Source organism: Rhodococcus oxybenzonivorans, from assembly GCF_003130705.1.
Taxonomy (GTDB): Bacteria; Actinomycetota; Actinomycetes; order Mycobacteriales; family Mycobacteriaceae; genus Rhodococcus_F; species Rhodococcus_F oxybenzonivorans.
Map to the genome: position 1 here is coordinate 4009598 of NZ_CP021354.1, position 18663 is coordinate 4028260.

At 67.6% G+C, this 18663-nt stretch carries 14 protein-coding genes; 7 read left to right on the forward strand and 7 right to left on the reverse strand.

Annotation, left to right across the window (positions count from 1 at the left end; translation table 11 throughout):
* Positions 1–16: 16 nt before the first annotated feature.
* Positions 17–1039 (reverse strand): YlbL family protein, encoded by a 1023-nt coding sequence (locus tag CBI38_RS18920; protein WP_204164772.1) that lies wholly within the window; start codon positions 1037–1039, stop codon positions 17–19.
* Positions 1040–1152: 113 nt separating this feature from the next.
* Here CBI38_RS18920 and CBI38_RS18925 point away from each other — a divergent pair, with 113 nt between their 5' ends.
* The 3 genes from CBI38_RS18925 to CBI38_RS18935 all read left to right on the forward strand — a co-directional run bounded on the left by CBI38_RS18925 (position 1153) and on the right by CBI38_RS18935 (position 4945).
* Positions 1153–2580, forward strand: a complete 1428-nt coding sequence (locus CBI38_RS18925) for a zinc-dependent metalloprotease (protein ID WP_109331186.1) — start codon at positions 1153–1155, stop codon at positions 2578–2580.
* Positions 2581–2700: 120 nt separating this feature from the next.
* Complete coding sequence (locus CBI38_RS18930) at positions 2701–3594, forward strand: hypothetical protein (RefSeq protein ID WP_109331187.1); 894 nt, start codon at positions 2701–2703, stop codon at positions 3592–3594.
* A 7-nt stretch (positions 3595–3601) separates the two neighbouring features.
* On the forward strand, positions 3602–4945 hold the full coding sequence (locus CBI38_RS18935; RefSeq protein WP_109331188.1) for an ABC1 kinase family protein: 1344 nt from the start codon (positions 3602–3604) through the stop codon (positions 4943–4945).
* Between the two features lie 73 nt (positions 4946–5018).
* Here the strand turns inward: CBI38_RS18935 and CBI38_RS18940 are convergent, their stop codons facing one another.
* Both CBI38_RS18940 and CBI38_RS18950 read right to left on the reverse strand, forming a co-directional pair.
* Positions 5019–5360: a WhiB family transcriptional regulator gene (locus CBI38_RS18940; protein ID WP_284707313.1), complete on the reverse strand. Its 342-nt coding sequence runs from the start codon at positions 5358–5360 to the stop codon at positions 5019–5021.
* Between the two features lie 449 nt (positions 5361–5809).
* A complete protein-coding gene (locus tag CBI38_RS18950) occupies positions 5810–7945 on the reverse strand; it encodes an ATP-dependent DNA helicase UvrD2 (RefSeq protein ID WP_109331190.1) in 2136 nt (711 codons plus the stop codon).
* Between the two features lie 80 nt (positions 7946–8025).
* Here CBI38_RS18950 and CBI38_RS18955 point away from each other — a divergent pair, with 80 nt between their 5' ends.
* On the forward strand, positions 8026–8280 hold the full coding sequence (locus CBI38_RS18955) for a mycoredoxin (protein ID WP_109331191.1): 255 nt from the start codon (positions 8026–8028) through the stop codon (positions 8278–8280).
* On the opposite strand, the gene nudC is transcribed toward CBI38_RS18955, so the two are convergent.
* Both nudC and CBI38_RS18965 read right to left on the reverse strand, forming a co-directional pair.
* Positions 8277–9191 carry an NAD(+) diphosphatase gene (gene nudC / locus CBI38_RS18960; RefSeq protein WP_109331192.1) on the reverse strand — a complete coding sequence of 305 codons (915 nt, stop codon included), beginning with the start codon at positions 9189–9191 and terminating at the stop codon, positions 8277–8279. The two genes, CBI38_RS18955 and nudC, sit on opposite strands and share 4 nt — an antisense overlap.
* A gap of 19 nt (positions 9192–9210) precedes the next feature.
* Positions 9211–10278: a potassium channel family protein gene (locus CBI38_RS18965; RefSeq protein ID WP_109331193.1), complete on the reverse strand. Its 1068-nt coding sequence runs from the start codon at positions 10276–10278 to the stop codon at positions 9211–9213.
* A gap of 241 nt (positions 10279–10519) precedes the next feature.
* Here CBI38_RS18965 and CBI38_RS18970 point away from each other — a divergent pair, with 241 nt between their 5' ends.
* Complete coding sequence (locus CBI38_RS18970) at positions 10520–10918, forward strand: DoxX family protein (protein ID WP_109331194.1); 399 nt, start codon at positions 10520–10522, stop codon at positions 10916–10918.
* Here the strand turns inward: CBI38_RS18970 and CBI38_RS18975 are convergent.
* Positions 10909–14229 (reverse strand): ATP-dependent helicase, encoded by a 3321-nt coding sequence (locus tag CBI38_RS18975; protein WP_109331195.1) that lies wholly within the window; start codon positions 14227–14229, stop codon positions 10909–10911. The two genes, CBI38_RS18970 and CBI38_RS18975, sit on opposite strands and share 10 nt — an antisense overlap.
* Entirely contained in the window at positions 14226–17525 is a 3300-nt protein-coding gene (locus CBI38_RS18980; RefSeq protein ID WP_109331196.1) for an ATP-dependent helicase, read from the reverse strand. The genes CBI38_RS18975 and CBI38_RS18980 overlap by 4 nt, the downstream gene beginning before the upstream one ends.
* Before the next feature lie 63 nt (positions 17526–17588).
* On the opposite strand from CBI38_RS18980, the gene CBI38_RS18985 reads away from it, so the two are divergent.
* Both CBI38_RS18985 and CBI38_RS18990 read left to right on the forward strand, forming a co-directional pair.
* A complete protein-coding gene (locus tag CBI38_RS18985; protein ID WP_109331197.1) occupies positions 17589–18365 on the forward strand; it encodes an alpha/beta fold hydrolase in 777 nt (258 codons plus the stop codon).
* The gene (locus CBI38_RS18990; RefSeq protein ID WP_109331198.1) at positions 18365–18661 is read left to right on the forward strand and encodes an MGMT family protein; all 297 of its coding nucleotides are present in this window, start codon (positions 18365–18367) and stop codon (positions 18659–18661) included. The genes CBI38_RS18985 and CBI38_RS18990 overlap by 1 nt, the downstream gene beginning before the upstream one ends.
* Positions 18662–18663 lie beyond the last annotated feature (2 nt).

The window sequence follows — 18663 nt, forward strand, 5'->3', positions numbered from 1 at the left end:
ACCAGCCGGGCCGGTGTCAGCAGTGGGGCGCGTCGGCTCCGGAGTTGACGCCCGCGAGTGCGTCGACCGCCCCGTCGAGGTTCTCGACCTTCACCAACCGCAGCCCGTCGGGAGCACCCTGTCGCGCCTCGTCGCAGTTCATCGCGGGAACGAGGAACGTCTCGGCGCCTGCCTCGCTCGCGGCGATCAGCTTGTACTTGATACCGCCGATCGGCCCGACGTCTCCGTCGGAGTCGATCGTGCCGGTGCCCGCAACGAACTTGCCGCCGTTCAGTTCACCCGGGCTGAGTTTGTCGATCAGCGCGAGCGCGAACATCAGTCCCGCCGACGGGCCGCCGACGTCGGCGAGATTGAAGTCGACGGTGAACGGGACGTCCGGCGACTCCTCCGGAGTGATGCCCAGATAGCCTTTCGACCCGTCGTCCGGGCGCGCGCCCAGGACCACCGGGACGGAAGTTTCGACGCCGTCGCGGACCACCACGACCGGCACCTCCGTCTGCGGCGCAGTGTCGGCCACGGCTTGCTGGACGTCACCTACCGTGGACACCGGTGTGCCCGCGACACTGACGAGCCTGTCGCCCTGCTTCAGGATGTCCCTGGACGGGCCGTCCTCGCCGACCTTGGCGATCTCGAGCGCCACCGGCTTGTCGAGAAAATGAAGGGCTGCCAGTTCGGCGCTGTTCTCGGACTGCTGGAAGTCTGCGTCGTTTTCCTGCTTCACTTCGTCCTTCGACTTGTCCGGCGGGTACACCTCTTCGCGGGGAACGATTCCCTGGCGCCCGCTGGCCCACAGACCGAAAGCCTCGAACACGTTGAGGTTGTCGCGCACTGCCACGGTGGTCATGTTGAGGTGCCCGGTGGTGTCGTCCACCTCGGCCCCCTCGATGGCGACCACCTCTTCGCCGTCCACTTCGCCGAGCGTGTTGAAGGTCGGGCCGGGACCGAGGGCCACATAGGGCACCGTGATGACCGTTCCCAGCACTCCGAGCACCACGATCGGGGCAAGGGCAGCCAGGAGTGTCACTATCCGTCGATTCACCTGGACCAGGGTAGAGCGCGCAGCCGCCGTCACCCCGCGCGACCGCGGGCGTGTTCGCCGTCAGCGTGACGCAGAGAGGGACCCCGGGACTGTCGGCCTTGTACCGTTGAGTCATGAGCAATATGCCGTTCGGCTTCTCGAACTCCGACGACGATCCCGACCGTGACAAGGACAAGGGAGACCAGTCCGGGCCCGACAGCGCCAAGAATGCGGGCGGCCCCGGGGACTTCGGTTTCGGGGCGGGTGGTTTCCCCTCGGGTGATTTCGATCCGGCGGCCCTCGGCCAGATGCTCACCCAGTTCGGTCAGATGCTGAGCGGCATGGGGTCGTCGATGGGTTCGGGCGAGCAGACCGGGCCGGTCAACTACGAGATCGCGAAGAAGCTCGCGCGCCAGCAGATGGGGTCGGTCACACCGATCACCAAGGGTAATTCGGAGGCGATCGCCGACGCGTCGCGCCTGGCCGAACTGTGGCTGGATGCGGCGACGACCCTGCCTGCCGGAGCGACGAGAACCGTCGCGTGGACGCCCAACGACTGGCTCGACAACACCCTCGACACGTGGAAGCGGCTGTGTGATCCCGTCGCCGAGAAGGTGTCGGGAATGTGGGTGCAGGGGTTGCCCGAAGAGGCGAAGCAGATGGCCGGACCCATGCTCGGCATGATGAGCCAGATGGGGGGTCTCGCGTTCGGGTCACAGTTGGGCCAGGCTCTCGGCCAGCTGTCGAAAGAGGTGCTGACCTCCACCGACATCGGGTTGCCCCTCGGCCCGGCGGGTACCGGAGCACTTCTTCCCGCCGCCGTGGAAAGGTTCAGCAAGGGCCTCGAACAGCCCGACCGCGAGATTCTCGTCTTCCTCGCCGCCCGGGAGGCCGCCTACCAGCGCCTTTACAGCCATGTCCCGTGGCTGCGGCAACGACTCCTCGCCACCGTCGAGGAGTACGCGCGCGGAATCACCATGGACTTCTCCGCCATCGAAGACATGGCGAAGGGACTCGACCCGTCCGCACTGACCGACCCCTCGCAGCTCGAGAACATCCTCCAGCAAGGCGCATTCGAACCGCAGACCACGCCGGAGCAGAAGCAGGCCCTCGAGCGTCTCGAAACGCTCCTCGCCCTCATCGAGGGGTGGGTCGAGGTGGTCGTGTCTGCCGCACTGAACGACCGCCTGCCCGGAGTCGCGGCGTTGAGCGAGACACTCCGGCGCCGACGTGCCAGCGGTGGACCGGCAGAGCAGACATTCGCGACCCTCGTCGGTCTCGAACTACGCCCCCGCAAGGTGCGCGAGGCTGCCCAGCTCTGGCGCCGTCTCACCTCGGAGTCCACCATCGACGCCCGCGACGGTGTCTGGGCTCACCCCGACTTGCTGCCGGACTCGTCCGACCTCGACAATCCCGGCATGTTCGTCGATCGCGTCCTCGGCGGTGGGGAGAGGGGAAACTTCGACGATCCGATGGCGCAGCTCGAGGCGACCGAAGCGCGCGAGCGAGCCGAGGAAGCCGAGCGCGGCGATTCCGGCGCGGGCGACGAACCGACCTCGTGAAAGTCGCCGTGTCCGAAATTTCGGTGCGGCCGAGAGTTGGCAGGTCAGCCGCCGTTTCGTCCTGTGGATAACCGTCGTCGGACCGGTAGGGGCGCGGATGCGTCGTGACACGCTCTGCGTGTGACCGTCCAGCATCCGCGTCCCATCGGCCCCACTCTCGACCCTCGCATCGCGGTATTGACCCGCCCCGACGGCCGCGTCCAGTTCGGCTGGGATCCTGAGCGTGCCCTGATCCTCGAGCCGCCGCCCGGAATCCTCACTGAGCAACTCCTGGCAATTCTCCGATTACTCGACGGTAAGACCTCCCGACCGCACGTGCTCTGGACGGCGGTCGAAAGCGGTATGTCGCCCACCGACTTCTCGAAGCTTCTCGGGGACCTCGACAGGGCAGGACTGCTCGACGTCACGGACTCCCCCGACGCCGCCGAGACCCATACGGTTCGGGTGCACGGTCGCGGACCGCTCTCGGACGCAGTCTCGGCGGGACTGACCGATGCCGGCATCCGCGTCTCGCGGTCGTCCCGCTATTCCGCAGAAGGCGACGTGCGACGGTGGAACGCGACCTGCGCCGTGCTCGCCGACGATCTGGTTGCCGAGCCGCGACTGGTCGCCGATCTCGTGCGCAGCGGGATCCCCCACCTTCCCGTGCGGGTACGTGACGGGCGAGGAGTCGTAGGTCCGCTCGTTCTCCCCGGTCACACCAGCTGTCTCCGCTGCGCTGATCTGCTTCGCTCGGCCTACGACCAGGACTGGCCGCATCTGGCCGCACAACTCCTCGGGACGGTCGGGCACGCAAGCCCCGCGGTCATCATGGCGACCACTGCCGTGGCGCTGGGGCAACTCGAGGTCGTCCTGTCTTCTCCTCGCGGGCACGCACCTGCCAGCCTCGACGCGACCCTCGAGATCGACCTCGGCGCTCACCGACTGGTCACCCGAAGATGGCCGAGGCAGGTGACCTGCAGCTGTGCGTACCTGGCACCCGCTGTGGGCGAATCGAGCCGTCTTCCGTCATGATGGTGGAGTGTCCGACATCCCCCGCAGGAGTTCTGCCCGCACCGCCAAACTCGCGAGCATTCCCTTAGGGATCGCCGGTCGTGCCGCCGTCGGGTTCGGCAGGAAGCTGACCGGCGGCGACCGGGTGGAGATCGACGCGCAGCTGAGCGCACGGGCAGCGGAGCAGTTGTTCGCCGTACTCGGTGAACTCAAGGGCGGGGCCATGAAGCTCGGTCAAGCCCTCAGTGTGATGGAGGCGGCGATCCCCGAGGAGTTCGCCGAGCCCTACCGGGAGTCGCTCAACAAACTTCAGGCGCAGGCTCCTCCCCTTCCTGCACGCGCTGTGCACAGAATGCTGGACCAGCAGCTCGGTACCAAATGGCGTGAGCGGTTCATGTCCTTCGACGACACGCCGACCGCCTCGGCCAGCATCGGGCAGGTACATCGCGCCGTGTGGGCCGACGGCCGGGACGTCGCCGTCAAGGTGCAGTATCCGGGGGCCGACGAAGCCCTGCGAGCAGACCTCAAGACCCTCGGACGTTTCGCGGGTCTCTTTGCGTCGGTGATGCCCGGCGTCGACGTGCGTCCCGTCATCGACGAGTTCACTGCCCGCACCGAAGAGGAACTCGACTACCGCATCGAGGCGAACAATCAGCGCCGGTTCGCCAAGGTCTACGACGGCGATCCGCAGTTCGCGGTCCCGCACGTCGTCGCAAGCTCCCCCAAGGTGGTGGTGAGCGAGTGGATGACCGCGAAGCCGCTCTCGGCCATCATCGCCGACGGAACACCCGAGGAACGCAACACTGCGGGCGCTCTGCTGGCCGAATTCCACTTCGCCTCCCCTGCGCGGGTCGGACTGCTGCACTGCGATCCCCATCCGGGAAACTTCATGTTGCACAGCGACGGTCGGCTCGGCGTCATCGACTTCGGTGCTGCCGCACCCTTTCCCGACGGCCTGCCTCCCGTCCTCGGCACGATGGTGCGTCTGGCACTGCACGAGCAGTTCGACGAGCTGACGGAGTTGCTGCACGCCAACGGATTCGTTCTTCCCGGTCGGACCGTAACCGACAAGGAGATCGCCGACTACCTGCGTCCGCTGACGGATCCGATTCGGACCGAATCCTTCCACTTCACCCGTGCCTGGCTACAGAAGGCTGCCGGCACCGCAACGGACTTCAACAGCGCACAGTTTCGGACTGCCCGAGCCCTGAGTTTGCCACCCGAGTACCTCATGATTTTCCGAGTCCTCGTCGGCTCGGTGGGTATCTGCGCTCAGCTCGATGCGTACGCGCCCTATATGGCGATCCTCACGCGGTGGCTTCCCGGATTCGACGATCCGACGCAGGAGGGCGACGGCACCACCGTCCGCTGAACGACGTCAGGCGTCCGCCCAGACAACTCGTGCGAGTTCCCGGGCGGACGCCGTTGTCCATGCACTCGACTGGTCAGGCACACACCAGAGTCTGCGCCTTGCGCGGGCGGCCGCGAGGGCGCTTACGGGCGACCACGACTCCCTGATCGAAAATTTCGCCGCCCCAGACTCCCCACGGCTCGCCCCGATCGAGCGCTGCATCGAGGCAGCGCAACCGGATCGGGCACGACGCGCACAGCGCCTTGGCCTGCTCCAGCTGGGTGGGGGAATCCGCGAACCACAGGTCCGGATCGTCGGCCCGGCAGGGCAGATCCCGTCGGGTGGAAACAATGTCAACAAATCCGCTTGTGGCGGTTGAGGTTTCGGATACCCCTCGGCATGTCACGGTAGACACGTCGTTCTCCTCTGCTCTCAGTGCGTCGGTCGTTTGTCGGTTCGATGTACAAGGTGCGAACCAGAGCCGAGGCTGCGAGCGAGGAAAGTGCTCGAACTACAAAGGCCACGGTCCGCGATGCGGGTCCGTGGCCTTGGAAAGACGGTGGGAGTGTTCTAGCGAGGAATTCCTCGACAACTCCGCGACACGGACTCGGCTGCTGCTGCGGGACGACGACGGGATGCCGACCAGGCAATTGCCGGTGCCGCCTCCGTCGCGCTCATGCCGAGCAACGCAGAGGTGGCAGCGACTGCCGTCTTGTGTACGGAGTAGAACTTCATGTCGGGGCCACCTCCATTTCTTGTCGAACCGATGTGAACTGCACGAGTCCCCCCGTGCGCTGAAACCACAGTAGGCAAAATTCCATATCCGCACAACCTATTTTTGACCTGCGGCGATGCGCCTTTTGTTCGCCTGCGGACGGAGAGTCGTCATGGCGATCCGCTCGATCTGATCACACCCAGCACATCCTCACCGAACTGTTCGAGCTTCTTGGCGCCGATCCCGGGGATCGCGACAAGTCCCCGGTCGTCCTGCGGGCGCTGTTCGGCGAGCGCCGTCAGCGTGTTGTCGCTGAACACCACATACGCGGGCACCTTCAATTCCCTGGACTTCTCGAGCCGCCACGACCTCAGCGAATCGAGCAGTTCCACATCCACATTCGACGGGCAACCTTCACACCGTCCGAGCATCGTGGCCGTGGTACCGATCAGTGGCTTTCCACACAGTCGGCACCGCGGACGCTTCTTCGCGTTCTGGGGTGGAGCGGCGATGCGCGACGCCGGCGAGTCTTCCGGAATCAGCCCGTGCAAGAACCGGGAACGCCGACGGCTCTTGCGGCCGCCCTCGTTGCGGGAGAGCGCCCAGGACATCTGCAGGTGTTCGCGCGCACGGGTGACCCCGACATAGAGAAGCCTGCGCTCCTCCTCGATCGCGGCCTCGTCGGGAGCCGAGTTGGCATCGCCCAGCACGTGCTGAATGGGCAAGGTGCCGTCCGTCAGACCTACCAGGAACACCGCGTCCCACTCGAGTCCCTTCGCGGCATGCAACGACGCCAGCGTGACGCCCTGTACCACCGGTGGGTGCCGCGCCTCCGCGCGAAGGCCGAGTTCGCGGAGCAGTCCGTCGAGCGTCAGATCGGGATCCTGCGCCAGCTGTTCCTCCGTGAGAGCGACGAGCGCGGACAGCGAGGACCATCGCTCGCGGGCCTGCGCACCCGAAGGTTCCGTGTCGGTCAAACCCAGCGGCACCAGCACGGCACGCACCAGGGTGACGAGGTCGGCACCGACCGCATCGGGCAGGTCGTCGCGACCGGCCGCCTGACGCAGTGCCGATACGGCCTGACGAACTTCGGTCCGCGTGAAAAAGCCCTCGCCGCCGCGGACCTGATATGGGATGTCGAGCTTGGTCAGGGCCTGCTCGTGCACCTCGGACTGGGCGTTGATCCGGTACAGCACCGCGATCTCCGCGGCAGGCGTTCCGCGGGCGATGAGCCGCTTGATCGCACGGGCCACCCCGGCGGCCTCGGCAGGCTCGTCGTCGAACTCCGCGAAAGTCGGTTCGGGCCCCGACTTCCGCTGGCCGATCAACTGCAACCGCGTACCAGCGATCCTGCCCCGCGCCGCGCCGATCACCCGGTTGGCCATCGAGACCACCTCGGGGGTCGACCGGTAGTCGCGCTCGAGGCGGACAACGGTGGCTTCGGGGAACCGTCGCGAGAAGTCGAGCAGATAGTTGGGCGTGGCGCCCGTGAACGAGTAGATGGTCTGGTTGGCATCGCCGACGACCGTGAGATCGTCCCGCTCACCGAGCCATGCATCGAGCACCCGCTGCTGCAGTGGCGTCACGTCCTGGTACTCGTCGACCACGAAGCACCGGTACCGGTCCCGGAACTCCTCTGCTACCGCCGAATGCTCCTCCAGGGCGGCCGCGGTGTGCAGCAGGAGGTCGTCGAAGTCGAGCAGCATCGCATCCTGGCCTCGAGCCTTGAGTTGCTCGTAACCGTGATACACCTCGGCCACTTTGGCGGCGTCGGCAGGCGCCTCGCGGTGCACCTTCGCCACCGCGCGCGGATAGTCCTCCGGCGCGATCAGTGACGCCTTGGCCCATTCGATCTCACTTGCCAGGTCCCGAACACTTTCGGTACTGGTGGACAACCCAACCCGGCCGGCCGCAGCGGAGACCACCGCGAACTTTCGGTCCAGCAGCCGCCATTCGGTGTCTCCGACCACTTGCGGCCAGAAGTACCTCAGCTGGCGCAGTGCGGCCGCGTGGAAGGTGCGCGCCTGCACCTGGGTGCCGCCGTCACCGATTCCGAGGCTCCTCAGCCTGCCTCGCATCTCCCCCGCAGCCCGGGCCGTGAACGTGACCGCCAGTACCTGTCCCGCCGCGACGTGTCCGCTGGCGACGAGGTGGGCGATCCTTCGGGTGATGGTCCGCGTCTTTCCCGTGCCCGCGCCCGCCAGCACGCAGACCGGACCACGAGGCGCGAGGACGGCCGCGGACTGTTCGGGATCGAGGCCGGTACTCGTCACCTCGGGGGCACCTGCTGACATGGCGTCCATCATGGCAGGGACAACCGACACCCCGCGCAGCGGTGGAAGAGCCGCATGGGAACACTTCACTCGGCCGTGGTGTTATATGCGCCGTGACTGCTACAGACAACAAGGCCCTGACCATCTACTCCACCACCTGGTGTGGCTACTGCCGGCGCTTGAAGAAGCAGCTGGACGAGTCCGGCATCGGCTATGTGGAGATCGACATCGAGGAGGATCCGGCCTCGGCCGAGTTCGTCGGTAGCGTGAACGGTGGCAACCACGTCGTCCCCACGGTCAAGTTCGCCGACGGCAGCACCGCGACCAACCCGTCCCTGTCCCAGGTCAAGAAGGCACTCGGGGTCTAGGCCTTCGCCCCGTCTGCCCCCACCCAGGATTCGATCATTCCGCGGGCAATGGAAATCGAGCCGGGGAGCAGCAGGGGTGCGTCGGCGTCGGATGCCCAGTCACCGAACTCGAGTGCATTGCGCACCTCCTCGCGGGTGAACCAGCGAGCCTCGGCGATCTCGCCGTCCGCGAAGATCAACGCGGCGTCGGGATCGCCGACGGCCGAGAATCCGATCATCACCGACCGCGGAAACGGCCACGGCTGACTACCGAGATACTGCACGTCGCGGACCTCGAGACCCACTTCTTCCTTGATCTCGCGCATCACACACGTCTCGAGCGACTCTCCCGCCTCGACGAATCCGGCGAGAATCGAGAACCGGCGCGGCGGCCACGTGGGTTGCCGTGCCAGTAGCACCCGGTCTCCGTCGTCGTGGACGAGGCAGATGACGGCGGGGTCGGTGCGCGGAAACTCCTCGTGCCCGGTGCTGGTCGAAATTCGTGACCAACCCGACATCGTCGGTTCCGACGCAACGCCGTCGAGGGCGCTGAAACCGGCACTGTCGTGCCAGTTCAACATCGCGATCGCGCCGGTCAGCACGCCGGCATCCGCATCGTCGAGCGTTCCGCCCAGCACGCGAAGGTCGGCCAACTCGCCGGTCATGGCCTGCACGCGCACCGCCCAGACATGCCGGTCCTTGCGGATGCCCAGGAAAACCGCACCGCGGACGGGTTCCGGACCGAGCTCGGTTGCCGCTCCGAACACGAGGCCGTCGTCGTCGACACGGACCTGACCGCGATGGTTGACCCGCAGAAGTACCGCGTCCTGCCATCCCGTTCGCAGGGCGTCGGTGTCCGAACGCAAGTCTTCGGCGCGGCCGACCGCGGAGCGCGACAGGAGCGGGGTTTCGTTCAACCGGAATGCAGTCACACGTCGACAGTACTGCCGGTCAGTTAGCGACCCTACGGATGTACAGCAACCGATCGTTCTCCTCCACCGAATCGACCTCCGGGGAGCCGACCCGCACCAGTCGCCCGTCCCGGACGACACCGAGGACGATGTCGGCCAGATGCCGCGGTGAACCGCCGATCTCGTCGCGTTCCACTGCCCGTTCGGCGATCGCGAAGCCGGCCTCCGGAGTCAGCAGATCCTCCATCATCTCGACGACACTGGGAGTGGTCGTCGCGATGCCGAGCAGCCGGCCCGCGGTCTCGGAGGAGACCACCACCGAGTCGGCGCCCGACTGCCGCAGCAGGTGGGTGTTCTCCGACTCTCGAATGGCCGCGACAATCTTCGCTTGCGGCGCGATCTCGCGTGCCGTCAGGGTGACGAGAACGGCGGTGTCGTCGCGGTTGGCCGCCACGATGATGGCCGCCGCATTCTGGGCCCCCGCCAACCGCAGGACATCCGACTTGGTGGCGGAACCGTGGACGGTGACCAGCCCTTTGCTTGCCGCCGATTCGAGGACCGCCTGATCGGTGTCGACGACGACGATGTCCGACGGGGTGACCCCGTCGCCGAGCATCGCGTCGATCGCGGTGCGCCCCTTGGTTCCGTAACCGATCACGACCGTGTGGTTGCGCACGTGCTGCCTCCAGCGCTGGATTTTGAACGCCTGGCGGGAACTCTCCGTGAGTGCGGAGAGAGTCGTACCGACCAGGACGATGAGGAAGAAGATTCGAAGGGGTGTGATGAGCAGAACGTTGATCAGTCGCGCCGACGGCGTGAACGGAGTGATGTCGCCGTACCCCGTCGTCGACAACGACACCGTGGCGTAATAGACGCAATCGAGGAGGGACAACTCGTTGTCCTGGGCGTCGCGATACCCGGCGCGATCGATGTAGACGATCAGGACGGCCAGGGCCAAAGCGGCGAGAGCGATCGCCACTCGGCGGTAGATCGCCCGCGCAGGACTGGTCTGCAACTGGGGAATCCTGAGGACACCCACCAGTGCGAAGTCCGGCCGGTCCGTCAAGGTGTCCGACCTGTTCAATCTCGCACGTAGCCTACCGGCCATATATTCGTCTCCACTGGGCACAGAACTCCGACATCGGCTGGCAGCCTAACCCCGATTCTCCTCGAAGGGACACAGCGGCGTCTCGCTCAATCGTCACAGCGGCGTCTCGCTCAATCGACACAGCGGCGTCTCGCTCAATCGACACAGCGGCGTCTCGCTCAATCGACACAGCGGCGTCTCGCTCAATCGTCACAGCGGCGTCTCGCTGTCGTGACGGGAGTGATTCGGGCAAGCTGTCGTCATGCAACGCGTCAGCACCCTTTCCCGGACCGGCCGCACGCCCGCGCTCCGACTCGCCGCCCTGCTTCTCGGCATGGGCGTGCTTCACTTCGTCACCCCCAAGTTCTTCGACGCGATCGTTCCCGAGCGACTCCCCGGCGACCCTCGGACGTACACCTACGCGTCCGGTGTGGCCGAACTGACGGTGGGTGCGGCACTTGTGGTACCGAGAACCCGCCGGCTCGGCGGCGGACTGGCCGCGCTGCTCTTCCTTGCGGTCTATCCGGCCAACATCTCGATGGCCGTCAACTGGCTGAAGAGCACCGAGATGTCGCGCCTGCAGAAAACTGGTGTGCTGCTGCGCCTTCCGTTGCAGATCCCGTTGGTCACCGAGGCCCTGAAGGTGCGCCGTCAGGCCTGACGCGCTTCCTCGTCCGCGCCGGCGGTGCGGATGAGGCCGGCAAGAGCGTCGGCGTCCGGCAGGGTGTCCGGCGCGATCGTGCGGCCTGTGCGGACGTAGTGGAACGCGGCCCGCACACGCTCCAGGGGTACGTCCATCAGCTCGGCCCAGGCAAGCCGATACGCGGCGAGCTGCATCACCACCGCCTTCTCCTTGTCGGCACTCGGCTCCGCTCCGGTCTTCCAGTCGATCACCGTCCACCCGCCGTCCGGGTCCGCGAACACCGCATCGATCCGCCCACGCAGAACTGTCCCTGCCACCGCCGTCTCGAACGGAACCTCCACCTCGATGGGACTGCGATGAGCCCACGACGAACGTAGGAATGCGTCCTGCAACGTCACCAGGTCCGTGTCCGGTCCTGCATCGGTGTCGGCCGCGCCCGGGAGCTCGTCGAGGTCGAGCAGCCGGGTCGCCCCGAACCGGCGCTCTACCCAGGCGTGGAACGCGGTTCCTCGCCGTGCCAGCGGGTTCGGCGGGTACGGAAGTGGCCTGCGTAACCGCGCAGCCAGCGCATCCGGGTCCGCCTCGAGTTCGACCAGCTGACTCACCGACAGCTGCGCAGGCAAGACCACTTCGAGGCGAGCCTGCGCGCGGGCTTCGCGTTCAGCGAGGAGCGCGTCGACGTCGGCCGCCCAGTTCTCGGGGTCTTCTTCGTCTTCCAGGGATGCATCACCGATTTCGGTCAGCGCCGCGAGCACCAGGGAAGCACCGTGTTCGACCGACTCCCGTCGCAGTCCCAGCGGGTCCGGCGGCCACGCTGCCGCTTTGGGGGTTCGGGTGAGAGGATTCTGCGTCTCGGGGTCGGGTGCGGGCGCCCATACGTCCACGACGCCGAGACCCTCGTGTGACTCGTCTGCGATCAAGTCGCGGAGTTCGGTGAGGAACTCGGACGGGCCCTTCGGTTCGCTGCCCGACTCCGCCCAGTGATGACCGGAAGCGAACAGCACCCGCTCCGTCCGCGTGAGCGCAACGTAGAAGAGCCGGCGATCCTCGTCGAGCTTGCGCGCCGCGAGGGCCGCCTTGTGCGACTTGACGGCATCCTCGAGATCCTTACGGCTGTACAAGTTTTCGAGATCGAGAACCGGTACGCCGTCTGCGGATTCTCCCGTCCGCGCGCGGTCGCCACGCAACGACGGCGGCAATTCACCGAGGGCGCCGAGCCAGGTTCCGGTCGCGGTCCGTGACGGGAACACGCCTGCGGTGAGATGGGGCACCGCCACCACTTCCCATTCGAGCCCCTTCGCCGAGTGCACCGTGAGCACCTGGACGCGGTGCGGATCGACCTCCACTTCGCCGGGCGCCAATCCCTTTTCGACGGATTCGGCCGCGGAAAGGAACGCGAGCAATCCGGTGATGGTGGCCGAGGACCGGCTGGCGTATCCGGCAACGACATCCGCGAAGGCGTCCAGGTGTTCGCGCCCTGCGCCTGTTCCCGCACCAGTGCGGGTCCGGGCCTGAGCCTCGATGCCGATGCCGAGTACCCGTTCCACCTCGGCCACGAGTTCGGTGAGGGGCTGCCCGATCCGCTCACGCAGGGATGCCAGCTCGGCTGCGACTGCGGTGATGCGCGCGTACCCCACCGGTGAATATCGTTCGGCTGGTCCGGGATCCGCCAACGCGTCCGCGAGCCCGGCCTGCTCGGCCTGTTCGCCGGGCAATGCGCCCTCGACCGCCTCCGCCAGTGCCGAGGAGTCGGTGACGGCGCCGGCGGTGCCGTATCCGGTTCCGATGGCAAGCTCCCTCGCTCGCCGGGACAACGCCGTCAGGTCTGCAGCCCCGATCTGCCACCGCGCCCCCGTCAACAACCGGACCGCAGCGCTGCCTGCCATGGGATCGGCGACCACGCGCAGCATCGCGATCACGTCGGCCACCTCGGGAGTGTGCAACAGACCGCCCAGCCCCACCACCTCGACGGGAAGTCCGCGCGAGCGCAGCACCTCCGCGATCGGCGCGGCGTCGGCGTTGCGCCGGATCAGCACCGCCGCAGTCGGTGGATCCTCTCCCCTGCTCGAGGCCTGCGCGTACTGCTCCGCGATACGGTCGGCAACCCACGCGCGTTCCTCGGCCACGTCGCCGGTCAACGCGAGCCGCACATCGCCCGGAACAGCCTGCGGCCGCGCCCGCAGCGTACTGACCTGCACTCCCCGCTCCCGCAGCGGCGCCGAGACCAGGTTGGCGAGCGCCAGCGCCTCGGGCGGATTCCGCCAACTGGTCAGCAATTCCAGTGGCGGCGCCGGTGTGCCGTCGGGCAGCGGGAAGTCGGTGGCGAACCGCGGAAGGTTGGCCGCCGACGCGCCACGCCATCCGTAAATCGACTGCATCGGGTCACCGACCGCGGTGAGGGCGAGCCGCCCGTCGAGGCCGCCGCCGAACAATGACGACAGCAACACACGCTGGGAGTGCCCGGTGTCCTGGTACTCGTCGAGCAGCACCACCCGAAAGCGCGCACGCTCGGCGTGCCCCACCTCGGGGTGGTCCGATGCGACACGTGCCGCAAGCGACATCTGACTGCCGAAGTCGAGGGCGCCCTCCCGCCGGAGCGTCTCCGCCAGGCGGTGCACCAGCGGAAGAAGTTCCACCCGCCGATGCTGTGTGTCGAGAATGTCGAGCAATTCCTTACCCGGCCCGCCTCGCTGGCGTGGTCCTGCCGGCAGTGTGTGAACAAGCTTGTCGAGTTCGGTGTGCGCCTCCCGAAGATCCTCGGCTTCGACGAGGTGCTCTGCCAATTGTCCGGAAAGCGCCAGCACGGCCTCGGTGACCGACACCGGATTCCGGTCGGTGTCGAGGTCGCCGTCCCACGAACTGACCACGCGATGAGCGAGCTGCCACAGTTCCGTTTCCGACAACAAGGTGGCCGACGGTTCGATGGGCAGTAACAGCCCGTGCTCGGACAGCAGCCGCCCGGCGTACGCGTGATAGGTGCTCACCTCCGGCTCACCAGCGAGAAGCTTGGACCTCAGCTCACCACTGGGATCGACCCGCCGAAGAAGATCCGAACCCGCCAGCCGGGCAAGCCTTTTCCGGATGCGACTGGTGAGCTGCTGAGCAGCCTTGCGGGTGAAGGTCAGGCCCAGCACCGCTTCCGGGTCGACGAATCCGTTGGCGACGAGCCACACCACCCGCGCCGCCATCGTCTCGGTCTTTCCGGCTCCGGCGCCGGCGACGACCAGCGTCGGCCCCAGCGGGGCGGCGATGACCGCCGCCTGTTCCGGTGTGGGTGGGTGCTGACCGAGTCCGATGGCGAGTTCCACCGGGTCGATGTGCGCTGTCATTCGGACGTCACCTGCCTGCCCTCGTCGTGCGCTGGGCAACTCGTCCGCACCGGGCAGTGCCGGCAACCGTCATTGACGCGGGCAAGGAACTGTGGCCCCCTCGTGGCGGCGGCCGCGGCGGAAATGACGGCCAGCCAGGTGTCGACGTCCTCGTCCGACAACGGCGCCTGCACACGTTGCGTAGCGCCCTCCTTCTTGTGCGGCTTGGCCACGAACACGAGTCGGGCCCCGCCGGGTTTCGACGCCGGTTCGCCCTCGATCGCACCGACGGCGGCCGCCACCTGGTACGCCGCGAGCTGCGCGTGTTGCTGCGCGTCCTCCTTGCTCACGGGCGCACGAGCGGTCTTGACGTCGACGATCACGGGCCTGCCCTCGGCGTCACGTTCGAGCCGGTCGATGCGTCCACGCAGTCGAATCGCCGGCGCACCCTCCTCCCTCGGCTCCAGCACACCGTCGACGGCGACCTCGACACCGACCTCGGTGAGCTCGGACCGTGTCGTGCCGAGCCATGCGGTGAACGTGGCCAGCATGTCCCGGGTGCGTGCGAGTTCCCGTCGCGAATACCACTGTGAACCGAGATCGATGGAGTCCCAGGCGTCTTCGAGGGCCCGTTCCACCTGATCCGCCGGTATGCGCCCGGCGAGCGCCTGCACCAGCGTGTGCACGAGCGTTCCCGCGATGGCATGCGTGTTGTCGCCGTCGGATCCGCCGTGGCGTTCGAGTAGCCAGCGCAGCGGGCAGGTATTGAGGAGGTCCACGGTGGACGGTGACAGCGACACCGGCCCGTCCTCCTCCGTCCACAACGCCACTGCAGTACTGGGCTCGGCCGTGCCGTACCACTGGTCCGGATGCGCGCCACGGACACCGGCCCGGGCGAGTCGGGCCAGTTGACGAGCGGCCCGGCGCTGCCGATCCGGGTCGTCTCGGGCCACGCGAGGATCACACACCACCCCCCGCAACTCGGCGACGAGTGCGGGCAGGGCAAGGACCCGGGTAGACGGATCCGTGACCGGTACCACCGCGTCCGCGACGTCCGCGCCCTCCGCTCCGACGAGTAGTTCGTCGACGAACCGGGAGTGAACGAGATCGGTGTCGCTCCCGGCAGAGTCGACGGCGGTCACCAGCAGACTCCGCCGTGCCCGACTGCATGCGACCAGGAAGAGACGGCGTTCTTCCGCGAGAAGCGGTGCGGTGCGCGACAGCCGATCGGCCGCCTCCGCAGTGCCGTCGGACACTCCACTGACGAGGTCGATCAGCGCCTCGGTTCCGAGCAGGCTTCCGCGCGTCCGCAGACTCGGCCACAACCCCTCCTGCACGCCTGCCACCGCCACCACGTCCCACTCACGACCCGCCGCGGAATGCGCGCTCAGCACCGTCACCGCGTCACTCGGCACTACGGAAGCGGTTCGCGACGAACTCGGGATGGCCTGGCCGGTGAGATAGTCGACGAATCCGGCGAGCTGAGCGCGCGGCAACCGGTCGACATACCCCGCGGCGGCGTCGAACAGGGCGACCACGGCGTCGAGGTCGCGGTCTGCCTGCGCACCGGTGGGGCCGCCCCGCGCCGACGCCGACGCCCAGCGTCGTTCCAGTCCCGTCGCCTGCCAGGCAGCCCACAGGACCTCCTCGACACCGCGTCCGCGGTCGAGCTGCGCACGCGCTTTGCGGAGTACGGACAACACTCTGTTGAGGGAGGCCGCCTCCACATCGGTGAGTTTGGCGACGACCTTGCGGGTATTGCCGGTCTCCCCGGTCAGGATGAGGCGCAGCAACTCTGCCGAGTCGCGGTCACCGCCGGAGGCGAGTTCTGCGCGACGCAGACCGCGCCGGAGCCGTCGGAGAGCCACTGGTTCGGCCCCACCGATCGGTCCGGCGAGCAGAGCGAGCGCGTCCTCACCGGTGAATTCCTCACCCGACAACGCGCGGAGCACCAGCATCAGACCGGACACGCCGTGCCTGCGGGCCAGCGGCAACTCGGACGCGGGTGTGGTGACGGGCACTCCCGCACCGAGAAGCGCCCGCCGGAGCGGCGCCAGGGCACGGGGCACCGAGCGCACAATGACGGCCATGTCGGACCACGGGATCCCGTCCAGGAGATGCGCGCGGCGCAAGGTGTCGGCGATGACCGCGGCTTCCTTGGCGGGTGTGCTCAGTACGTGCACGGACGTTCGGCCGCCGTCGTTCGACGGTACCCACGTCCGGTGGGGCAGCCGGCCGGGCAGCCGGGAAGTGATGCGTGCCGACGTCGCCGCCACCTCGGAGGCGCTGCGGAAATTGAGTGGAAGAACGATCTGACGCTCGTCACCCTTGTCCGCGAGCCCGATCAGGAATGCGGGATCCGCTCCACGGAAGCCGTAGATCGACTGGTCCGGATCGCCTGCGACGACGGTGGTCCGGGTACCGGTGCCCACGAGGCGGACCAGCTCCGCCGCCTGGGGATCGAGGTGCTGAGCATCGTCGACCAGGAGGTGGCGCACGCGTGCCCGTTCCGTCCGCAGGAGGTCGGGGTCGGTGGCGAAGGCCGTGAGTGCGGCGCCGATGAGCTCGGCGGCGTCGAGAGCGGGGGCCGTGGCCTCGGGAGCCTCCACACCGACCGCCCCTCGCAGCAGCATGCCGTGTTCGTATCGCGCGGCAAACTTTCCGGCAGCCACCCACTCGGGTCGCGAGTGCCGACGCCCCAGCGCGACGAGATCCTCCGGGCCGAGCCCACGTTCGCTCGCACGCAGCATGAGATCCCGCACCTCGACCGCGAATCCCCCCAGCCCCAGGGCGGGACGCAGCCGCTCCGGCCAGAGGTGGGCGCCGTCGGCGATGTCGCCGTGCAGCATCTCGCGCAGCACCGCGTCGTGTTCGGCGCCCGTGATGAGGCGCGGCGGCGGGTTTCCGTGTGCTGCCGCCTGGAGTCGCAGGACTGCGAAGGCATAGGAGTGCACGGTCCGCACGAGTGGTTCGCGCGTGGCACGGGCACCGTGCTGTTCGCCCTGTCCGAGCAGCGCCGCGGTGATCTCCTCACGCAGACGGCCTGCCGCCCGCCGCGACTGGGTGAGGACCAGCACGTGCTCGGGATCTTCTCCACCGGTAATGCGGTCGACCGCCACGTCGACGAGCAGTGACGTCTTGCCCGTTCCCGGACCGCCGAGTACCTGGCAGGGATTCCAGCCCACACCCGGTACCGCGGTGGCGAAGACGCGCTTCGTCGATTCGTCCCAGACCCGGGGTGCCTGCTCGGGCCGACGACGGTGCACGAGCCGGGCACGAGGAGCAGCCGTCCTGGTGCGCACCGTCGAATCCGTCATGCGGGCATTCCATCAGAACGGTCTGACATCTCGCCCGTCGGCCCGATCCGGCATCATGGATCCGTGTCAGCACTGCATACCTATCTGTTCGGCGCCGAAGACGGTCCCGAGATCCTTGCTCTGCACGGAGTGACCGGTCACGGCAAGCGCTGGCAGGCCCTGGCCACCGACCACATCCCCGACGCGCGCTGGATCGCGCCCGACCTGCTCGGTCACGGCCGGTCCAGCTGGTCACCGCCATGGAATTTCGAATCGCACGTCTCGTGCGTGATCGACACTTTGCGTACTCACGCACGGGGTCCGGTTCTGGTCGTGGGCCACTCGTTCGGCGGCGCGCTGGCTCTCCACCTCGCCCGGGCAGTCCCCGAACAGGTCCGGGGTCTCCTCCTGCTGGATCCGGCGATCGGGCTGGATCCCGAGAAGATGCGATCGGCGGCGGACGACACGATCTCGTCGCCCGACTACACCGATGTCGACGAGGCACGTGCCGAGAAGATGCACGGTTCCTGGGGTGAGGTGGACGCCGAGGTACTCGAAGCGGAGATCGCCGAGCACCTGATCACCCTCGCGAACGGCCGGGTCAACTGGCGAATGTCCGTACCGGCGCTCGTCGCGGCTTGGGGCGAACTAGCGCGTCCCGCCGTCCTTCCGCCGGCGAACCTGCCCACCGTTCTCGTTCAGGCGGCCAAGGTGCAGCCGCCGTATGTCACGCCCGAGTTCCGACGCGCCCTCACCGACCATCTGGGTGAACAGCTCACCGCCGTCGATCTCGACTGCGACCACATGGTCCCGCAGGCCCGGCCCGACGAGGTGGCTCAGCTCATCCGCACGCTTCTCTGATGCCCGCCACAACCGAGGAGCAGGTCGAACGCGTGCGCGAACTGGTCGCGTCGATCCCACCCGGCCGCGTGGCGACCTACGGCGACATCGCCACCGCTGCCGGGTTGTCGAGCCCACGGACGGTCGGCTGGATCATGCGCACCGATTCCGCGGATCTGCCCTGGCACCGGGTGTTGGGCGCCGGCGGTCGTCCGGCTGAGCATCTGGCGCGCCGCCAGATCGCGAAGCTCGAACTCGAAGGCGTGCCCGTGCGGGACGGCCGCGTAGATCTCGCGGCGGCACGCCACCGGTTCTGACG

Bases quoted from the DNA above. Each gene is read 5' to 3' on its own strand.
- CBI38_RS18925 (WP_109331186.1), top strand. From the start codon at position 1,153: ATGAGCAATATGCCGTTCGGCTTCTCGAACTCCGACGACGATCCCGAC.
- CBI38_RS18950 (WP_109331190.1), bottom strand. From the start codon at position 7,945: ATGATGGACGCCATGTCAGCAGGTGCCCCCGAGGTGACGAGTACCGGC.
- CBI38_RS18965 (WP_109331193.1), bottom strand. From the start codon at position 10,278: ATGGCCGGTAGGCTACGTGCGAGATTGAACAGGTCGGACACCTTGACG.
- CBI38_RS18970 (WP_109331194.1), top strand. From the start codon at position 10,520: ATGCAACGCGTCAGCACCCTTTCCCGGACCGGCCGCACGCCCGCGCTC.
- CBI38_RS18975 (WP_109331195.1), bottom strand. From the start codon at position 14,229: ATGACAGCGCACATCGACCCGGTGGAACTCGCCATCGGACTCGGTCAG.
- CBI38_RS18980 (WP_109331196.1), bottom strand. From the start codon at position 17,525: ATGACGGATTCGACGGTGCGCACCAGGACGGCTGCTCCTCGTGCCCGG.
- CBI38_RS18990 (WP_109331198.1), top strand. From the start codon at position 18,365: ATGCCCGCCACAACCGAGGAGCAGGTCGAACGCGTGCGCGAACTGGTC.